We start from the raw sequence: 18,418 nt of genomic DNA, 5'->3' as shown, positions 1-18,418 counted from the left end.
GCCGCCCATGCCTTTGACCCGGATGTTGCCACATCTCCGGCCCTGCCTCTTTGCGGAGTGCGGGGTATGAGGGCTGTGGGCATCATCGGTTGCGGTTTTGTGGCCGATCTCTACATGCGTTCGCTGGCGCTTTACCCAAACGTAAAGGTGGCCTGCGTCTTTGATCGCGATGCCGCGCGGCTTGCGGCTTTTGCCCGGCACTGGGGCGTGCCGACGGCGGAAAGCTTTGACGCCTGTCTCGCCGCACTGCCCGAGGGCGCGATCGTGCTCAACCTCACCAATCCGCATGCGCATTACGAGGTGAACAAGGCCTGCCTGGAGGCCGGGCGTCATGTCTGGTGCGAGAAACCTCTGGCCATGACAATGGATGAGGCGCGGGCATTGTACGCTTTGGCGCAAGAACACGAGTTAATGCTCATATCTGCTCCCTGTTCCGTTCTGGGCGAAGCCGCGCAAACGCTCCTGCGCGAGATTCGGCGCGGCACGGCAGGCGATATCCGCCTGGTCTATGCCGAACTGGACGACGGGTTCATCCCGCAGGCGGCCTATGACAAGTGGATCAGTGAAAGCGGCGCGCCATGGCCCGCCGAGGATGAGTTTCGCGTCGGCTGTACACTGGAACATGCGGGCTACTACCTGACATGGTTGATCGCGGCCTTTGGCCCTGTGCGTCGGGTCGTGGCCGCTTCAGCCGACGTGATCCCGGGCAAACCGGGGGGGGCCGCGACACCCGATTTCGCCACCGCGACTCTGTTGTTCCATTCCGGCGTTGTTGCGCGGTTGACCTGTTCCATCGCCGCGCCGCATGACCATCGCATCCGCGTGATCGGGGACAAGGGCGTGTTGCAGGTCAAGCAGGCCTGGGACAATGGCGCGCCGGTGCGGTATCATCGCCGTATGACCTTGCGTCGGCGGTTGATGGAATTGCCGTTCGGCAAACGCTGCCGCATCGGCGGTGACACACATCCCAAGGTGGGCCGCTTTGGTGCGGCGGCGATGAATTTCGCGCTGGGTCCGGTTGAGATGCTGGACGCGCTGTCAGAGGGGCGCAAACCCCGGCTGGACAATGATTTTGCCCTGCACATGACCGAGGTGACGCTGGCCATGCAGAACGCGGGCGACGACACGGGACCGCAGGATATGACAACCACATGCCAGAGACCGGAGCCGATGCCATGGGCGCGCTGACCCTCCTGATCACCGGGGCGGGCGGCTATATCGGCCGTCATGCGGTGGATGAGGCGCTGCACCAGGGGCATCGCGTGATAGCCGTTCTGCGACGGCCTGCGGATATGCCCGATGGAGTCGATGTGCTGCACTGCGATCTGGCAGAGGGGGGCGATGCGTTGGCCGCCGCCTGCGCGCGGGCCGATGTGGTGATCCATTGCGCGGCGTCGATGAGTGGCGATGCCGGGGAGCATGCGCGTGACACGCTGAAAGCGACCGAGACGCTCATGTCGTCGATGCCGCGGGGCGGCAGGATCGTTCTTTTGGGGTCCATCGCGGTCTATGATTATGAGGTGCTTGAGCCGGATGCGATGCTGACCGAGGCGGCTCCGCTGGAGGATCGCCCGGAACGCCGGGACGGATATGCCGCCGGAAAGCTTGGGCAGGAACATTTGGCTCTGCGGTTGGCTGCGGACCATGAGCATAAGCTCACAATTTTGCGGGCCGGGGCGGTGTTTGGCCCCGGACGATTGTGGAATGCCCATTTCGGCCCGATGATCGGCCCTCTCCTGATCCGTATGGAGAGCCGCGGGGAATTGCCGCTTTGCCACATCTCTACCTGCGTTCAGGCGTTGACTAATGCCGCCGAGCGGCCCGCGACCGGCCCGATCAATGTGCTGGACGAGGACCTTCCGCATCGCGACCGGTATCTGAATTGCCTGGCTAAGGGACCGAATCTGGTGCTGCCGCTGAACTGGCGCTGGCTGGTGCCGCTGGCGCATCTGCTGCGGCCCTTGGGACCACGCCGCCCGGGATTGCTGCGGCCAGCCGTTTTGCGTGCGCGGTTCCTGCCGCTCCGCTATGACAATTCCCGTATGCGAGAGGTGCTGGGCGTGCGGCAGGCGCATGGGTTTGAGCTTCTGATGCATGAGGCGCAGCAATGAGCCGCAAAATCGCCTATCTGACCGGTGAATACCCCCGCGCCACGGACACGTTCATCCAGCGCGAGGTTGCCGCGCTGCGCGATCTGGGCTGGGAGATCGAGACCTGCTCGATCCGCCGCACCGGGGCGGAGCATCTGGTGGGCGAGGAGCAACGCAGCGAACAGGCGCGAACTTTTCCCGTGCTCGACGCCGCGAAGAACCCACTACGCCTGACCCGTGCGAAACTGCGCGCCTTTCGCCATCCGGCGCGCTATTTTCGCGCCTTTGCGCTGGCGTGGCGGACTGCTCCAAAGGGGATCAAGGGGTGGCTCTGGCAGATGTTCTATTTCGCCGAGGCGCTGATGCTGGCCGAACATCTGGAGCGCCACGGCGTCACCCATCTGCACAACCATATCGCCAAGGCCAGTTGCACGGTTGCGATGCTGACCTCGGAACTCACGGGCATTCCTTATAGTTTCACGCTGCACGGGCCGGATATCTTCTTTGAGCCGCTGCATTGGCGGCTGGACGAGAAAATCGCCCGGGCGCGGTTTGTCGCCTGTATCTCGGAGTTCTGCCGCTCGCAGGCCATGGTGTTTTCCGACCGAGCGCATTGGGACAAGCTGCATATCGTGCATTGCGGGGTGGAGCCCACGCGCTATGACCCGGCCCCGCGCAGTGGCGCGCCGCATCTGCTCTTTGTCGGGCGGCTGGCGGCGGTCAAGGGCGTGCCGGTGCTGTTCGAGGCGCTGGAACGGCTGGATGTGCCCGGGCTGCGTGTGACCTTGATCGGCGACGGCCCGGAGCGTGCAGATCTAGAGCGCGAGGCGGCGGAGCGGGGCCTTGCGGATGTGGTGGAATTTGCGGGCTATCGCAGTCAGAGCGAGGTGGCCGAAGCGCTGCGCGAGACCGATGCGCTGGTCCTGCCCAGCTTTGCCGAAGGCGTGCCGGTGGTGCTGATGGAGGCCATGGCGGCCGCGCGGCCGGTGGTGACGACACGGATCGCCGGGGTGCCGGAATTGGTCGAGGACGGGGTGAGCGGACGGCTGGTGCCGCCGGGGGATGTGGACGCCTTGGTCGAGGCGTTGCGCGAGATTCTGAGTGATGCGGATCTGCGCGCACGTTTGGGCGCGGCTGGGCGTGAAAAGGTTTGCGCGGAGTTTGACATTGGCAAGGAAGCGGCGTGGCTGTCGCGCTTGCTTGAAAGCTATGTGAGTGAAAACTCATATTTGGGTAAACGCCCATGAGCGCGGTGGACCTGATCCTGATCGGGCGCAATGAGGGCGCGCGGTTGGAGCGCTGTCTGGCCTCGGCCAAGGGGGTGCGCCGGGTGATCTATGTTGACAGCGGGTCCAGTGATGGCAGCGTCGCGGCGGCAGAAGCGGCGGGGGCCGAGGTGGTGCATCTCGACCCATCATTGCCCTTCACGGCGGCCCGCGCGCGGCATGAGGGGGTCTTGCATCTGGAGGCCACGGGCGGCGCGGCGGAGATCGTGCAATTCATCGATGGCGATTGCGGGATTGTGCCGGGCTGGATCGACGCCGGACAGGTGGCGCTGGCTGAGGACGAGACGCTGGGCATGGTGACCGGATGGCGGGCCGAGATTGCGCCAGAAGCCAGCGTTTATAACGCGTTGGCGCATGTGGAATGGCGGCGCCCTGAGGGCGAGATCATGGCCTGTGGCGGCGATATGATGCTGCGCAAGGCGGCCTATCTGGCGGCGGGTGGGTTTGATCCAACGGTGATCGCCGCCGAGGATGACGAGCTGTGCTGCCGCTTGCGCAAGTCGGGGTGGCGGTTGAAGCGGCTGCCGGTGGAGATGACCCGGCATGACGCGGCGATGACGCGGTTTGGCCAGTGGTGGCGGCGCGCGGAACGCTCGGGCCATGGCTTTGCGCAGATCGGCTGGCTACATCCCGACTATTTCACCCGCGAACGCAAGCGCGTCTGGGTCTGGGGGCTTGTGATGCCGCTCATCGCATTGACCGGGCTTTTCACAACGCTCTGGCTGACGGCGTTTGTGGCTCTGGCATATCTGGCCTCCTGGCTGCGTTCGGCGCTGGGGCTGGTGCGGAATGACGGGCTGCCATGGGGACAGGCGCTGCATCATGGCGTGTTTCTGACAGTGTCCAAATTCCCCAACCTGATCGGTATGCTGCGGTTTCACCTGCGGCGGCTGCGCGGGCGGGATATGCGGATTATCGAGTATAAGTGAGGGTTTATGACACTTCGGACAGGGATCATCGGCGCGGGGTATATCGCCACATGGCATGGGGATGCGGTCCGCAATACCGGCGCGGCACGGGTCACGGCGGTCTGCGATGTGTCGCGCGGGGCGGCCGAGGGGCTGGCTGCCGCCCATGGCGCGCAGGTCTTCACGGATGTGCAGGAGATGATGGACGCGAAAGTGGTGGATGCGGTGCATATCACCACGCCGCCCCAGCTGCATTGCGACCTCGCCGTGCAATGCCTGAAGGCCGGGCTGCATGTGCTGGTGGAAAAGCCGGTTGCAGTGACTGTTGATGAGACCCGCGCGATGGCCGAGGCGGCGCAGGCCTCGGGCAAGGTGCTGGCAGCCGGGCATAATTTCATGGGCACGCCGGGGTATCGGCGGTTCAAGCGGCTGGTGGAGGAGGGGCGTCTGGGCCGTATCGCGCAGGCCGAGATCAACTGGCATTTCCCGCTGGCCCCTTTGCGCTCGGGGCCTTATGGGCTTTGGCTTTTGCGGGATACCCGCAACCTTTTGCTTGAGCTTGGCCCGCATCTTTATGCCTTTGCGGTGGACCTGTTCGGCCCGCTGGAGGTGGTGCATCTGGATGTGTCCAAGCCGGTGGAACTGCCCGGGATGGGCGCGCGTCCACAGGTCTGGCGCGTGCTGGCGCGGGCCGGAGAGGTTGAGATCGCGTTCAATATCTCACTTGTCGAGATCATGGATGACCGGTCGGTCACGCTGCGCGGCTCCACCGGGATGGCGCGGTTTGACTACGCCAATGACACGCTGATCACCCATGCCGAGAATGCCTCGGACATCGTGATGAACCCGTTCCGGCATCAGTTGGGGCTGGCGGCGCAGCACCTGCGTGAAGGGGTGGTGAATGGCGTTCGTCAGTTCACGTCGCTCAATCGGAAATCCGCCTATGGTCTGTCTTTTCAGGGCATGGTGCGGGCGTTTTATGACGCGGCAGAGCATGGTAAACCGCTGGACAAGCCGTTCAGCTTCGACACCGCCCTGCCGGTGATGGAGGCGCTGGAGGCGACGCTGGAGAAACTGCCGCCGCTGGCCGCGCCGGAGATCCTCGCGCAATCGCGGGAGCCAAAGCCCAAGGCGCTGGTCATTGGCGGCACGGGCTTCATCGGGCGGCATCTGACACGCGCGCTGGTGGCGCGCGGGACAGATGTGCGGGTTCTGTCGCGCGGCCGGACCGGGCCATTCGCCGACCTGCCCGATCAGGTGGAAACGGTGGGTGCATCCCTGCAAGACAAAGACGCGCTGATCGCCGCGATGGACGGCGTCGAGGTGGTTTATAACCTCGCCAAATCGCTCGATGACACCTGGGAGGCGGCGCTGCAGAACGATGTGGGCGTGGCCCTGCGCGTGGCCGAGGCCTGTCAGGCGGCGGGGGTGAAACGGCTGGTCTATACCGGGACAATAGCGTCCTATGACATGTCCGACCCGAATGTCACGATCACCGAGGACACCGGATTTGCCGGGGATATGAGCGACCGCAACCTCTATGCCCGGTCCAAGGCGGAATGTGAGCGAAAGCTCATGAATATGCATCGCGACACCAGCCTGCCGGTGACGATTGCCCGGCCCGGGATCGTGGTGGGCCAGGGCGGGCCGCTGCAGCATTGGGGGATCGGGCGCTGGCACGGGGCGGGCGCGGTCCGCATCTGGGGCAAGGGGCGCAATGTGCTGCCTTTCGTGCTGATCGACGATGTCTGTGACGGGCTGATCGCGATGGCGGAACACCCGGAGGCGGTGGGCGAAAGCTTCAACCTTGTCGGCCCGCCGATGATGTCTGCGCGGGATTATTTCGATGCGATCCATGCGGCGATGGGCGCGCGTATCCGCGTGAGCCCCGGCAATCTGCATCTATTCTGGATGATGGATGCGGTGAAATACCAGCTCAAGAAACACGCCTTGCGCCGCAAGGGCGCGGTGCGTGCCTCGCTCCGGGACTGGAAAAGCCGGGCGCACCTGTCGCCCTTTGATAATCGCAAGCCGCGGGAGGTGCTGGGCTGGGCCCCGGAAACGGATCGTGGGGTGTTTGTCGAAAAGGCAATCACCAAGGCCAATCTCTTTGGGTTCTAGGACGCGGTCCGCGCGTACCTAGCGCAATCCGGCATCCGAAAGCGATTGGATCAGCGCATCGCGCTGGTGTGCGTCCGGATAGGGGAACATGCGTCTGGCATGGGCGAGACTGTATTTGGGGGCGATCTCCCTGAGCCTTGCAACCGTCTGCTGCGCGCCGTGGTCATCTCCGGTTTCGGACAGCGCCCGCACCAGTTGGACACGCGCCGGAACAAAGCGCTCGACACGGTCCAGAACCGAGAGGAAATGCGCGATGGCGGTGTCCTGCTGGCCAAGCAGAAGCTGGCGGTGGCCTTGGGGGAATTCCCAGCTTGGCGGCAGGAAACTGTCTTTTGCAAACACGGTGTCCAGAAGCGGACCGGCCGCGTCGGGGCGCGCCAGACGATTGAGAGTTTCGCCATAAGCCAGAAAGGCTTCGGCGTTCTCGGGATCGCGGACCAGCGCGGCATCGAAAGCGGCGATGGTTTCCTCGGGCCGCCCGAGATAGCCCAGAACCCAACCCAGCCGCGCATATCCAAGTGCCGCGCGGTCGTCCCGCCGGATCGCCTCGCGCGCCAGCGCCTCGGCAGCTTCAAGCGTTACGTCGCTCCCTGGCAGGCCAAAGACATAGAGCGTCGTGCGGCAATAGGCCTGCTGCGCATAGGCATTGGCGAAACCCGGGTCCAGTTCGGTGGCTCTGGTGAAATGCGCAAGCGCGTGGACAAAGGCCTTTGGTTCATATCGAAAATAGGCATAGCGCCCCTTTTGATAGGCGTCATAGGCCTGCGACACCGATGTGCCGCGCCGGACTTGCGTGGGCGTGGACCGGTCCGGGGCAAGCACGCCAAGCAGACGCTCTGCGATCAGGTCATGACCTGCCAAAAGGCTGTCAGACGACAATTCGAAGCGTTCGGCCCATATCTGCCGCTGCCCGCTGTGATCCAGAATGTTTGCAGTGATCCGGGTGCGTGAGCCGTCGGTCCGAATGCTGCCATCGATAATATGGGTCACCCCATAGAGGTCGGGCGGCACCGCGTCGCCCATGGCCCGCGTGGTATTATAGGACAGAACCATGACCGCGCCGCTGCGCGACAGGGTGCTGATCAGATCATCAGCAAGACCGTCCGCGAGATAGGCGAGCTGCGCGTCATCACCACCGGATCGAAAAATACGCACCAGAACGGTGGGTTTCGACGCGGAAGCGGTTTCGGGCGTTTGCGAAATCACATCGGCGACAAAACGAAATCCGCGCCCGTGTATCGTCCTGATGAACCGCTTGTCCCGATCCGTGTCGCCAAGCGCGGCGCGAACCGCCTTGATCGCGCCGGAAATCGCCCAGTCACTGATGGCCCGCCCCTGCCAGATTGCGTCAACCAGATCGTCCTTGGTCACGACGCGGCTCCGGTGCCGGATGAGCAGGATCAGGAGGCGCAGGCTTTGCGGCTCGATCGCGACGGGTTTGTCGGACTGTCTGAGCTCACAGGCCGCTTCATCAAGCGTGAAGCTGTCAAATGTCCAGAGCTGCGAGCCAATTTCAGCCAGCGGCCAATCCTCCAATAATCCTCCAGAATCCGGCGCGCACGGCGTCTAGACATCGCATGTCCCACCACAGATCGGGATGTCGAACACAAGGAGACAACCATGAAAACGATGATCACACTAGCCTTTATCGCAGCAACAACCGCCGGGACCGCCATGGCAGAACGTATCAACGTGGCAAGCAACGCCAGTGTCGCACAATCGGTTCAGCGTCTGGTCGACGCGGTGGAAGGTGCCGGGGCGCGGGTCTTTACAACGGTGGATTTTGCCAAGGGATCAGCCTCGGTCGGCGAAACGCTTCGCCCGACAACCGTGGTGATTTTCGGCAGCCCGAAGATCGGGGCCAAGGCCTTGCAGCAGGGACAGACGATGGCGCTGAACCTGCCGCTGCGCATCTTGTTCTTTGAAGATGCAAATGGGCAGACATGGGCGATCTATGATGACCCGACCGCCATTGCGCCGTCGCATGGGCTGGCCGCGGATCATCCGGCGGTTCTGGCCATGAAAGGCGCGTTGGAGCGGTTCTCGGCCGTGGCGACCGGAAAATGAGAAACTACTGATGAAGATGCATCGCAAACCGGGCCCGACGATGAACCTCGCGGTGCCCGGTTTCGCGACTCCGGCCGCCTCAAGTCTAAAGGCTGCCGCCTTGCCGGACCGCGACGGCACGAAGATCGTTAGGCACAAAATGGCAGCTGTGTTACGCTCGGGCTTTTCACACAGGGAGATTTGCTATGTGCCATATTTGTGTAATGGAGAGCGTCAAGGCGCGCATGTTGTCACGCCGTCAATTCCTCAGCACCGCACCGGCGGCGGTTGTCACAGGGGCCGGGATTGTCGGTGCCAAACAGGCGTTGGCAGAGGGGACCCCGCGCATTGTGGACCTTACCTATGTCGTGGACGAGGCATTTCCGACATGGTCGGGCCCTCCGGGCATCGGCCTTGAGCAATTGGCCAAATTCGAAGAAAGCGGCTTCAATGCCTTTAACGTGAATGTTTTCGAACATACCGGAACACATGTCGATGCGCCCCTTCACTTCTCTGCGGACGGGCGATCGGTCGAAGAGATCCCGGTGGAAAGCCTCGTTTGCCCGCTTTGTGTCATCGACATTCGCGAAAAAGCCGATGCCGATATCGAAGCCCAGGTCACCCCGGATGATTTGTCCGCATGGATCAGTCGCAATGGCGACATTCCGGATGGCGCAATGGTCGCGATGAATTCGGGCTGGCAGAAACATGTCTCGACACCCAAATTCATCGGTTTCGATGATGACAATGTCCGTCACTATCCCGGGTTCCATGTGGAAGCGGCGCAAATGCTGCTTGAGGGCACCGGCGCTGCTGCTCTGGCAACGGATTCCGCGTCGTTGGATATCGGGTCCACGCAAACTTTTGACACGCATTACGCATGGTTGCCGACGAACCGATATGGCGTTGAAAACATTGCCAATCTCGATCAGGTCCCCGAGGCGGGCGCGACTGTTTTTGTTGGTGCACCCACGCATCGCGGCGGATCAGGCGGACCTGCGCGGATCATCGCGATGATCTGATCCAATACGAGCCGGTGCTGATGGCCGTTTCCGGCGCGGTCTCAGCCTGATCTATCCGGGTGTAACGAAACCCGTTCGGCTCGTGTGACCTGTTTCCTGCTGCCCTCATGGCGCTTATGCCTGTGAGACAGCGAACATGACTGCAGTCTCCCATGGAACGGGCATAATTCTGCCTGATTTTTACGGGACAACCGCACCATGAATGCGCATCAAAAAACCCCCAAACCGGGCGGGACAATGGAAAGACGCTGGAGCAGAAAGAAACGGGCAGGCCGCGCAGAGGCCGAGGAAAGCCGGGCACCGCAGGTGCAGTCGGTGCAGGAGGGTGTGCAAGCATCGTCCGAGCCATCGGGTGATGGCGCTGATCTTCGCCGGGCCGCGCTGGATATCCTGAGAGAGCCTCCGCAGACGGTTGAGCCACAGGTGGATGACAGGCCGGACGCACCACCCGCCATTGCACCAAAAGAAACGGCCAAAGCCGTTCCGGATGCCGCGCCAATGCGGGCAGAGGCGCAGACCGAGATTGCGCCGACACCGATTCCGGCGGTGCAGGGCGGCAGCGGACAGCATCGCAGCGCCCCGGACCTGTGGGGCCGCGTTCCAAGCTTTCCGCTTGACCTGAAACATCTGGAAAAGAACCGGATCATCACGGCGGAACGCACGGATCCGGCGCATTCCGCATTCGACGTTCTGCGCACGAAACTCTTGCGCCTGCTCAGCGAAAACGGCTGGTCGCGGATTGCGGTGACATCGCCGACCGAAGGCTGCGGCAAGACGTTCATGTCGGTCAACCTCGCACTGTCGCTGTCGCGGCAGGCCAATTGCCGGACGGTTCTGATGGATCTCGACATGCGCCGCCCGTCGGTCGCCAAGGTTCTGGGGATGAAAGACCCGGGCAGCATGGGCGATTTCCTGCGCGGCGATCTGTCCATCGAAGGGCTGTTCCGCCGGGCCGGGCCGAATGACGTGAAAATCGGTGACAATGTCATGGTGGCCGCCAATGGGCGGCGCGAGGATTATGCGTCAGAACTCATGCAACTGCCGGAAGCGGCCGAAGTAATGGATCGGATGGAAGAGGCGCTTGCGCCGGATGTCATCCTGTTCGACATGCCGCCCGCGCTGGTCAATGACGATGTGCTGGCCGCGCGGCCGCTGTTTGACGGGGTGCTGTTGATCATCGGTGGCGGGATTACCAAGCCGCAACAGGTGCGCGACGTGGAGAGGCGGCTGGGTAAGGAAACGCCGCTTTTGGGCGTGGTGCTGAACCGGTCCGAGGGCGAGAATGCGCAGGCCTACAGTTATTGACGGGATGAAGGTTGCGTTTCGTCTGGTTTGCGGGACAAAACGGACCTCCGAAATCACAGGCGCACGGGGGTCTGTGGCGTTGGCACAACTGGTACGTGTGGCTTTTCGCCGGCATGAGAAGGCCTTTTCATCTACGTGGTAACGCCGGAGCGTCAATCGGTTTTAGGTTCACCGCCTGCGACCATCGTATGTACGGGATATACCCGAGGTTCCTCGGTGGCTTTTCCAAATGAATGTGCGTGGCCCTTGTAGACGCGATAGCCAGCCGGAAAGACCGTGCAATTGGGTGCTTCTTCGGCGTATATGTAGACGGAGTTCTCTGCTGTCCTCTTGAACCAGTTGGGATCATCGAGCGAACCACAGAAAACTCCAACGCCCTTGGAGAAATTTTCCCACGTCATGAACATAGTGCTGTGGCAGACCGGGCAGGCATTGAGCCACATCTTTCCGCCACTGCCCTTGGAGCGGTGCTCATAGACGTCCGGCTTTCCGGAGAGCAGTTCGAAGTCTTCCTTGAAAAATGGCGCCATTGCGTTGCCCGCAGCCGCCGTGACTTTCTGACAGAACCGGCAACTGCAATTGTAGAGCGTCAACGGTTCCCCTCTAACGGCGAACCTGATGCGTCCGCACAGGCATCCCCCTTCGTGTCGGTCTTTCATGTCGAACCCCCTGCCTAAAATTCAATTCTACACAGGCAACTGGCAGAAACAATTAGCGTCCACCTTTCCAGAATAACTTCGCAGTCTCTTCAAAGGCAAAGATGGGCTCCCAGCAGCCATAATGCGGCACTGAGCAGACCTCAGGTTTCAATCGGTTGTAAAACAGTCTCCAGCCCTGTGTTGCGCGCAACCGCGCGGAGCGCCCGAAACACAATGACATGCCGAAAGACACAGCCCGCCCCGGTCTTGATCTGGCCAATTTCCATCCAATCTCTACCCTATGCCAAAATTCTGCCATTCCGGCAGGGCATGCATGCGCGCGCAGACGCGTAACAGAGGGTATGGTGACTGGTATGAAGCTCTTGCAAATCTGGATTTGGATCACGGTTCTGGTCATCGGCACGGTCGCCCGCGCCGACACCGTGCAGGAGCTGCGCGCCTATGTCTGGGGCAATTCGCTGATCCACCACCTGACCAATGACGATGACACGACGATGCCCCATTGGCTCAACCGGCTGGCGCGCGCCGATGGGCGGTCGCTGGAACTGTCGGGGCAATGGGTGTTCGGCAACCAGTTTCCCGACAAGATCCCGCCCGAGCCGCAATGGTCCTTCAAGGAAGTCACCCATCTGTGGCATTCCGACCGCGAGGCCTTTGATGCCACCGACGTCAACACGGTGCTGATCAACCCCGAGAATTTCATCCAGTATCGCGCCCCGGACCTGCCCTATGAAGGGGCCAACCCCGACGGGCGTTCCCCGCTCAGCGGCACCGTGGACCTGATCAACTGGGTCACCGCGCAAGGGGTGAGGCCCACAGTTTTCCTCTATGAAGGCTGGGCCGAGATGGACAGCTTTCCACCCACCCGCCGCAAATACCGCCGCTACCTGCGCTACACGCTGGGCGAGTATCACGACTGGTATCAGGACTATCACAACGCGGTCGCCGCCGCCGTTCCGGGCATGGATGTGCGGCTGATCCCGGTGGGCTCGATTCTGACCAAGCTGATCACCGAAGGCCCGCTGACCGAGCTGCGGCCCACCGACTTGTACCTCGACAATTCCCCGCATGGTACGGCGACGACCTATCTGATCGCCGCCATGATCACCTATGCCGGGGTCTATAACGCACCGCCCCCCGCCGGGTTTGACCAATTCAGCCCCTCCATCAGTGACAAGCTGATCGACAATTACCCCGCCACCGCTGACTTCATCTGGCAAGAGATGCAGGGCTATGCCGCGCCCCGCGCCGAACAGCGCGCCGAGGCACCCGCCCCCGACGCCCCCGTGAGCACTCCGGAAGAGGACGTGGCCGCCGCACCGCAGCCGTCCGCGCCAACCCCGGTCCAACCTGCCCCCGTCCAGCCCGCGACCGACCTGCCCGACGCCTCGCAGGCCAATGCCGAAGGGCTGGCCAACCCCTCGATGGCGATGGGGCTGAACGGCATTGCCGACTGGTCCACCCAGCACCCGTTTGTCGACATCATGAAAACCGCCCGCCCCTGGCTGGGCCATCTGCGCGGGCAATGGGGCGGGTACGAGTTTGAAAAACTGGCCGAAGACGGGTTTCTAGACGCGCAAGGCTGGCTCAGGCGCATCCCGGACGGGGTGGACCGGGTCGAAACCTATTTCCTGACCGAACAGCCGCCCGAGGCCACGGCGCTGGCCGCGCGCTACCGCGTGACATGGGAGGGCACGGGCAAGGTCGATATCGTCGGGCTGGGCCGCACCACGCAACGGGACGAAAACGGGTTGTGGTTCGTCTACGAGCCCGCTGACGGGCTGGTGGCGCTGTCGATCCGCGAAACCGACCCGCAGCGCACCGGCGATTACATCCGCAATATCCGCATTGTGCGCGAAGACCACCTTCCGCTTTTCGAGGCCGGGGTGGTCTATAACCCCGAATTCACCACCCTGATCAAGGATTTGCGTTCGATCCGGTACATGGACTGGATGTTCACCAATGGCTCGCCCAAACGCAACTGGGACGACCGCGCGCGGGTGGATGATTTCACCTATGTGCGGCGCGGCGTTCCGGTCGAGCATATGGTGCGGCTGGCCAACCTGATCGGGGCGGACCCGTGGTTCAACATGCCCCATATGGCCGATGACACCTATGTCCGGAATTTTGCCCAGCAGGTGCGCGCCACGCTGGACCCGCGCCTGCGACCCATCGCGGAATATTCCAACGAGCTGTGGAACCGCGTCTTTCCGCAAACCACCTGGGCCGTGGAACAGGCGCGCGAGCGGTGGGGCGCGGGTGCACCCGATGATGCCTGGATGCAGTTTGCCGGCATGCGCGGTGCGCAGGTGATGCAGATATGGGAAGAGGTTTACGGCAACGACACCGATTTCCTGCCCACCCTGGGCGTGCAGACTGGCTGGCCCGGGCTGGAAGAACCGATGCTTGACGCCCCGCTTTACGTGGCCGAGGGCGGCACCCCGCCGCGCGACCATTACCGGGGCTACGCGGTCTCGGGCTATTTCGGCCATTACCTTGGCATGGATGAAGAGGCCCCGGCGGTGATGGAAATCGTCCAGGGCGGCATTGACCGCGCGACCAAGTCCGGTCAGGCCGAGGGGCTGCGCCGCGTGGCGCTGCGGGAGTATGTGCTCAAACACCGGTTCAAAGGCACCTTTGCCCCCGTCGCCCAACGCTTGCGCGATGGCTCGGTCCGCGAACTTGTAGGCGAGCTTTGGGCCTATCACGCGCGGGTCGCGCAAAACCTTGGCATGGAAATGCTGATGTATGAGGGCGGCACCCATGTGGCCGGTGTCGGCGACTGGCGCGAGGATGAAACGCTCACCGCCTATTACACCGCCCTGAACTACAGCCCCGAAATGGGCGCGATCTATGCCGATCTCTTGCAGGCGTGGAAGGACGCGGGCGGTACCATGTTCAACGCCTTTGTAGATGTGGCTCCGGCCAGCAAATTCGGCTCTTGGGGCAATCTGCGCCATCTTCAGGACAGCACCCCGCGCTGGGACGCGCTCACCGCCTTCAACCGCGACAGCCCCGCCTGGTGGGAAAGCCGCAGGCCCGATACCTTCCTGCATGGCGTGGTGCTTTACGGCAGCGACCGCTCTGAGCGGTTCGAAGGCACCACCGAGGAAGACATCCTGATCGCGGGCGGCGGCAATGACGAGCTGATCAGCCATGGCCGCTCGGATCACCTGAATGGCGGGCCCGGGACGGATACGGCGGTGCTCCCGGGGATTGCCGAGGACTATGTCTTCACCCGTGACGGCGCGCGTATCATCGCAACCTATCCGCTGGGCCAAATCACCCTCAGGGATATCGAAATCATCCGGTTTTCCGACGATGTCGAACTGCCTTTGGACGCACTGCTCTGACGGCTCAGGTCGCGGCGCGGCGCGCCTCGGCCAGAATGGTTTCCGCCCCCAGACTGGCGCGATACTCCCGCTCGATCCGCGCGCGCCCCGTTGCGCTGAGCCGTTGCGCAAGCTCCGGGTTGCGGGCAATGCGCATGATCGCGCCCGCCAGCGCCGCCGGGTCCTTGGGCGGCACCAACAGCCCCTCGACCCCGTCGGTGATCAGCTCGGGCACGCCGCCTGCATCGGTGCCGATGGTCGGCACGCCACAGGCGATCGCCTCCATATAGGCCACGCCCAGCGGCTCATGCCACGAGGCCAGCACAAAGACATGCGCGTCCAGAAGCCTGTCCCGCACCGCCCCCGCATCAATCGCACCCAGAAGCGTGACATGCTCCTGCAATCCAAGATCACGGACAAGCTGCTCCAGCACCAACCGGTACCCGCCCCCGCCATCATCATCCTGACCGGCGATCTCAAGCGTCACGTCATGACCCGCATCGCGCAACTGCCGCACCGCTTCGATCAGGTCCTGATGCCCCTTGACCACGTTCAACCGCCCGCAGGCAAACAGCCGCAGCGCCTCGCCCGGCCGGACCGGCGCATAGGGCGCATCGCGGCGCAGCACTTCGGTATCCACCCCCATGGGGCGCAGGATCATCCGGGGCAGGTCACCGGGCAGTTCGGCCTGCATCTCGGCCATGAGCTTGCGGGTGATCACCGTGGCAAAGGCCGTATGCCGCCATTTGAACCGCTGCCCGCGCCCATAATCGCTCAGCGGCCCATGCAGGGTCAGCGAATAGCGCGGCCCGCCCATGGCCTGCGCCAGCGCCGCCACCATCGCGGCCCGTCCGCAGGAATGCACATGGACATGCGAAATGCCCCGGTCCCGGCACAGCCGAACAAGCCGCAGCGCCGCGGGCGCGCAGATCAATGCGTCTTTCAACACTGACCGCCCGTCACGCCGGATCTCGCGCAGCAATTCGCGCCACGGCATCCGGGGCAGCGCGCGCAGAAGCGCCAGGGGCGAGGCATCGGCCAGATAGGTGGTGCGCGCCATCGCCGTGTCAGACCAGTCATGGGCAATCAGCCCGGCGGGGGGCTTGCGGGTGGACAACAGCACCGGTTCCACGCCCTGCGCCTCTAGCGCCGCGATCTCGCGCCAGAAAAAGATATGCGTCTGGCCCGGAAACTGCGGAACGAGATACCCGATCTTGTCCACGCGGGTCATGAAACCCCTCGATCCGGCATTTTTCTGCGCTGCATCATGGTTTGGCCATTTTTATCTATATAGTCTTCGGCTCCGGGCGGGCCCGATTCAACACGCAATTGCGCCCTTTTCATGACGCGAGGCAAGGCTGCTTTGTCCGACGCATTCGATCTGGCCGTGGTGATCCCGGCCAATAACGAAGAGGAATGGATCGCGCGCTGCCTGCGCGCGTTGCTGGCCTCGCACTGCCCGGACCATGCGCAAATCATCGTCGTGGCCAATGGCTGCACGGACAATACGGCAGAGATCGCGCGCGGCCTGACCCGCGACTTCGCGGCGCGCGGCTGGGCGCTGGTGGTGCTGGAACTGATGCAGGGCAGCAAGATCGCCGCGCTGAATGCAGGGGATGGCTGGGTCACGGCGCCTGTCACGGCCTATCTGGATGCGGATGTGGTCGTCGGCCCCGAAGTTTTGGGGCAACTGGCCGAAACCTTGCACCGTGACACCGCCGCCTATGGCAGCGGCACATTGCATATCCCCGAGCCGCAATCCCCCCTGTCCCAAGCCTATCTGCGCATCTACAGACAGGTGCCCTTCATCACCACGGGCGTTCCCGGTTGCGGGCTTTTCGCGGTGAACACAGCGGGGCGCGCACGCTGGGACCAATGGCCCGATATCATCTCGGATGACACATTTGCGCGCTTGCAGTTCACGCCGCAGGAGCGGCACAAGGTGCCCGGTATGTACGAGTGGCCGATCGTCGAGGGCTGGACCGCGCTGGTCCGGGTGCGGCGGCGGCAGAATGTTGGAGTGACCGAGGTGCATGAGCGTTATCCGACCCTTGCCCGCAATGATGACAAACCTGGCCTGAGCCGGGGCGCGATGGCCGCCATGGCGCTGCGCGATCCGCTGGGCTTTGCCACCTATGCAGGCGTTGCGCTGGCCACGAAGCTGGGCGGAGACAGCGGATGGAGCCGGGGACGATGAACAGCATTGTCGCTCGTTTTCGGGGGGGATCGCTCTCTGCCCGCGCGCTGCGCTCGACCATGTTCACCGTGGGCGGGTTTGGCACGTCACAGGTCATCCGCCTTGCCTCGAACCTGATCCTGACCCGGCTTCTGTTCCCCGAGGCGTTCGGGATGATGGCGCTCACCATGGTGTTCATGCAAGGTCTGCAGATGTTTTCGGATGTGGGCGTGGCCCCCGCCATCCAGCAAAGCAAACGCGGCGACGACCCGGAATTTCTCAACACCGCCTGGACTATTCAGGTCATTCGCGGTGTCTGCCTCTGGCTCGCCGCTTGTGCGCTGGCCTGGCCGGTGTCGCAGGTCTATGGCGAGCCGATGCTTTTGCTGCTGATGCCCGTCATGGGGCTGACGCTGGTCATTCAGGGCTTCAACCCGACCAAGATGGAAACCGCCAACCGCCACCTGATGCTGGGCCGGGTCACGGCGCTGGACATCGTCACACAGCTGGCGGGGATCATCACGGCGGTGCTTTTCGCGTGGATGTTCCATTCGGTCTGGGCGCTGGTGATGTCCGGTCTGGTCTCGTCACTGGTGCAGTTCTGGGTCAACACCGCTTTTCTGCCCGGGCCGCGCAACCGCTTCCGCTGGGAGAAACAGGCGGCGCATGAGCTGATCAATTTCGGCAAATGGATTTTCCTGTCGACGCTGGTGGGGTTCCTCTACCATCAGGGGGACAAGCTCATCCTTGGCCGGTTCCTCGATATCGACGTGTTTGGCGTCTACAATATCGGCTTCTTCCTCGCGTCTTTCCCGTTGCTTTTGGGGCTGATGATCCTGCGCAAGCTGCTGATCCCGATCTACCGCGAAACCCCGCCCAAGGAGAGCGCTGAAAACTATGCCAAGCTGCGCAAGATGCGGCTTCTGGTGTCTGTTGCGCTGATGGGGCTGCAGGCGTTCTTTGCCCTCACGGGCGTGTTCCTTGTCGAGCTGCTCTATGACCCGCGCTACGAGATGGCAGGCGCCGTCGCGGTGATGATCGCCATCGCGCAGCTGCCGGTGATCGTCGGGCTGACCTATGATCAGGCTGCCGTGGCCGCAGGTGACAGCCGCGATTTCTTTGTCCTGCAAAGCGCGCGCGCGGTGCTTATGGTGGCCGGTTTGGCCACCGGGGTGATGCTGGGCGGGCTGCTTGGGGCGCTCATCGGTCAAGGGATTGCCATGATTTTGGCATATCCTGTGGTTGTGTGGCTGGCACGCCGCGCCGGGGCCTGGGACCCGCTTCATGACGTGGTTTTTGCCGGGGTTGCGGTGCTGATCGCGCTGGCCGCTTTTGCCGTGAATGGTCAGGAAATACTGACCCTTGGCGCATCCGTGATGCGGTGATGCATGCATTCCCCTTGGTTCCACATGCGGGAATGCGCATCTGTGCTATGGTGGAAGCGGGAATGCGGAATGAGGCGAATTCGTCGCG

At 63.0% G+C, this 18,418-nt stretch carries 14 protein-coding genes; 11 read left to right on the top strand and 3 right to left on the bottom strand.

Annotation, left to right across the window (positions count from 1 at the left end):
- Positions 1-66 precede the first annotated feature (66 nt).
- Genes PGB28_RS15710 through PGB28_RS15690 form a run of 5 tightly spaced genes read left to right on the top strand, consistent with a single transcriptional unit; the run spans position 67 to position 6,405 of the window.
- A complete protein-coding gene (locus PGB28_RS15710) occupies positions 67-1,188 on the top strand; it encodes a Gfo/Idh/MocA family protein (protein ID WP_271422473.1) in 1,122 nt (373 codons plus the stop codon).
- Positions 1,152-2,111: an NAD-dependent epimerase/dehydratase family protein gene (locus tag PGB28_RS15705; protein WP_271422472.1), complete on the top strand. Its 960-nt coding sequence runs from the start codon at positions 1,152-1,154 to the stop codon at positions 2,109-2,111. The genes PGB28_RS15710 and PGB28_RS15705 overlap by 37 nt, the downstream gene beginning before the upstream one ends.
- Complete coding sequence (locus PGB28_RS15700) at positions 2,108-3,337, top strand: glycosyltransferase family 4 protein (RefSeq protein WP_271422471.1); 1,230 nt, start codon at positions 2,108-2,110, stop codon at positions 3,335-3,337. The genes PGB28_RS15705 and PGB28_RS15700 overlap by 4 nt, the downstream gene beginning before the upstream one ends.
- Positions 3,334-4,305, top strand: a complete 972-nt coding sequence (locus PGB28_RS15695) for a glycosyltransferase (RefSeq protein ID WP_271422470.1) — start codon at positions 3,334-3,336, stop codon at positions 4,303-4,305. The genes PGB28_RS15700 and PGB28_RS15695 overlap by 4 nt, the downstream gene beginning before the upstream one ends.
- Positions 4,306-4,311: 6 nt before the next feature.
- Positions 4,312-6,405 carry an NAD-dependent epimerase/dehydratase family protein gene (locus tag PGB28_RS15690; RefSeq protein ID WP_271422469.1) on the top strand — a complete coding sequence of 698 codons (2,094 nt, stop codon included), beginning with the start codon at positions 4,312-4,314 and terminating at the stop codon, positions 6,403-6,405.
- An 18-nt stretch (positions 6,406-6,423) separates the two neighbouring features.
- Here the strand turns inward: PGB28_RS15690 and PGB28_RS15685 are convergent, their stop codons facing one another.
- The gene (locus PGB28_RS15685) at positions 6,424-7,941 is read right to left on the bottom strand and encodes a winged helix-turn-helix domain-containing protein (protein ID WP_271422468.1); all 1,518 of its coding nucleotides are present in this window, start codon (positions 7,939-7,941) and stop codon (positions 6,424-6,426) included.
- 84 nt (positions 7,942-8,025) lie between these two features.
- Here PGB28_RS15685 and PGB28_RS15680 point away from each other — a divergent pair, with 84 nt between their 5' ends.
- The 3 genes from PGB28_RS15680 (at position 8,026) to PGB28_RS15670 (ending at position 10,778) form a co-directional block, all read left to right on the top strand.
- Positions 8,026-8,472, top strand: a complete 447-nt coding sequence (locus PGB28_RS15680; RefSeq protein WP_271422467.1) for a DUF302 domain-containing protein — start codon at positions 8,026-8,028, stop codon at positions 8,470-8,472.
- A 185-nt stretch (positions 8,473-8,657) separates the two neighbouring features.
- Positions 8,658-9,473, top strand: a complete 816-nt coding sequence (locus PGB28_RS15675) for a cyclase family protein (protein WP_271422466.1) — start codon at positions 8,658-8,660, stop codon at positions 9,471-9,473.
- Between the two features lie 237 nt (positions 9,474-9,710).
- Positions 9,711-10,778: a nucleotide-binding protein gene (locus PGB28_RS15670; protein ID WP_271422465.1), complete on the top strand. Its 1,068-nt coding sequence runs from the start codon at positions 9,711-9,713 to the stop codon at positions 10,776-10,778.
- 152 nt (positions 10,779-10,930) lie between these two features.
- On the opposite strand, the gene PGB28_RS15665 is transcribed toward PGB28_RS15670, so the two are convergent.
- The gene (locus PGB28_RS15665; protein ID WP_456300299.1) at positions 10,931-11,437 is read right to left on the bottom strand and encodes a GFA family protein; all 507 of its coding nucleotides are present in this window, start codon (positions 11,435-11,437) and stop codon (positions 10,931-10,933) included.
- Positions 11,438-11,790: 353 nt separating this feature from the next.
- On the opposite strand from PGB28_RS15665, the gene PGB28_RS15660 reads away from it, so the two are divergent.
- Positions 11,791-14,790 (top strand): calcium-binding protein, encoded by a 3,000-nt coding sequence (locus PGB28_RS15660; RefSeq protein WP_271422463.1) that lies wholly within the window; start codon positions 11,791-11,793, stop codon positions 14,788-14,790.
- Positions 14,791-14,794: 4 nt separating this feature from the next.
- Here the strand turns inward: PGB28_RS15660 and epsE are convergent, their stop codons facing one another.
- Complete coding sequence (epsE, locus tag PGB28_RS15655) at positions 14,795-16,000, bottom strand: exopolysaccharide biosynthesis GT4 family glycosyltransferase EpsE (protein ID WP_271422462.1); 1,206 nt, start codon at positions 15,998-16,000, stop codon at positions 14,795-14,797.
- 111 nt (positions 16,001-16,111) lie between these two features.
- Here epsE and PGB28_RS15650 point away from each other — a divergent pair, with 111 nt between their 5' ends.
- A complete protein-coding gene (locus tag PGB28_RS15650) occupies positions 16,112-16,966 on the top strand; it encodes a glycosyltransferase (RefSeq protein WP_271422461.1) in 855 nt (284 codons plus the stop codon).
- Complete coding sequence (locus PGB28_RS15645; protein WP_271422460.1) at positions 16,963-18,330, top strand: oligosaccharide flippase family protein; 1,368 nt, start codon at positions 16,963-16,965, stop codon at positions 18,328-18,330. The genes PGB28_RS15650 and PGB28_RS15645 overlap by 4 nt, the downstream gene beginning before the upstream one ends.
- Positions 18,331-18,418: the final 88 nt, after the last annotated feature.

The sequence above is a fragment of the Primorskyibacter aestuariivivens genome, assembly GCF_028023675.1.
GTDB classification, from domain to species: domain Bacteria; phylum Pseudomonadota; class Alphaproteobacteria; order Rhodobacterales; family Rhodobacteraceae; genus Marinovum; species Marinovum aestuariivivens.
Note: the sequence above shows the minus strand (reverse complement) of the source record. Positions and strands in the feature narration are given on the sequence as shown.

Bases quoted from the DNA above. Each gene is read 5' to 3' on its own strand.
- PGB28_RS15650 (WP_271422461.1), top strand. From the start codon at position 16,112: ATGACGCGAGGCAAGGCTGCTTTGTCCGACGCATTCGATCTGGCCGTG.
- PGB28_RS15675 (WP_271422466.1), top strand. From the start codon at position 8,658: ATGTGCCATATTTGTGTAATGGAGAGCGTCAAGGCGCGCATGTTGTCA.
- epsE (WP_271422462.1), bottom strand. From the start codon at position 16,000: ATGACCCGCGTGGACAAGATCGGGTATCTCGTTCCGCAGTTTCCGGGC.
- PGB28_RS15695 (WP_271422470.1), top strand. From the start codon at position 3,334: ATGAGCGCGGTGGACCTGATCCTGATCGGGCGCAATGAGGGCGCGCGG.
- PGB28_RS15700 (WP_271422471.1), top strand. From the start codon at position 2,108: ATGAGCCGCAAAATCGCCTATCTGACCGGTGAATACCCCCGCGCCACG.
- PGB28_RS15665 (WP_456300299.1), bottom strand. From the start codon at position 11,437: ATGAAAGACCGACACGAAGGGGGATGCCTGTGCGGACGCATCAGGTTC.
- PGB28_RS15670 (WP_271422465.1), top strand. From the start codon at position 9,711: ATGGAAAGACGCTGGAGCAGAAAGAAACGGGCAGGCCGCGCAGAGGCC.
- PGB28_RS15690 (WP_271422469.1), top strand. From the start codon at position 4,312: ATGACACTTCGGACAGGGATCATCGGCGCGGGGTATATCGCCACATGG.
- PGB28_RS15660 (WP_271422463.1), top strand. From the start codon at position 11,791: ATGAAGCTCTTGCAAATCTGGATTTGGATCACGGTTCTGGTCATCGGC.
- PGB28_RS15710 (WP_271422473.1), top strand. From the start codon at position 67: ATGAGGGCTGTGGGCATCATCGGTTGCGGTTTTGTGGCCGATCTCTAC.
- PGB28_RS15645 (WP_271422460.1), top strand. From the start codon at position 16,963: ATGAACAGCATTGTCGCTCGTTTTCGGGGGGGATCGCTCTCTGCCCGC.
- PGB28_RS15680 (WP_271422467.1), top strand. From the start codon at position 8,026: ATGAAAACGATGATCACACTAGCCTTTATCGCAGCAACAACCGCCGGG.
- PGB28_RS15705 (WP_271422472.1), top strand. From the start codon at position 1,152: ATGCCAGAGACCGGAGCCGATGCCATGGGCGCGCTGACCCTCCTGATC.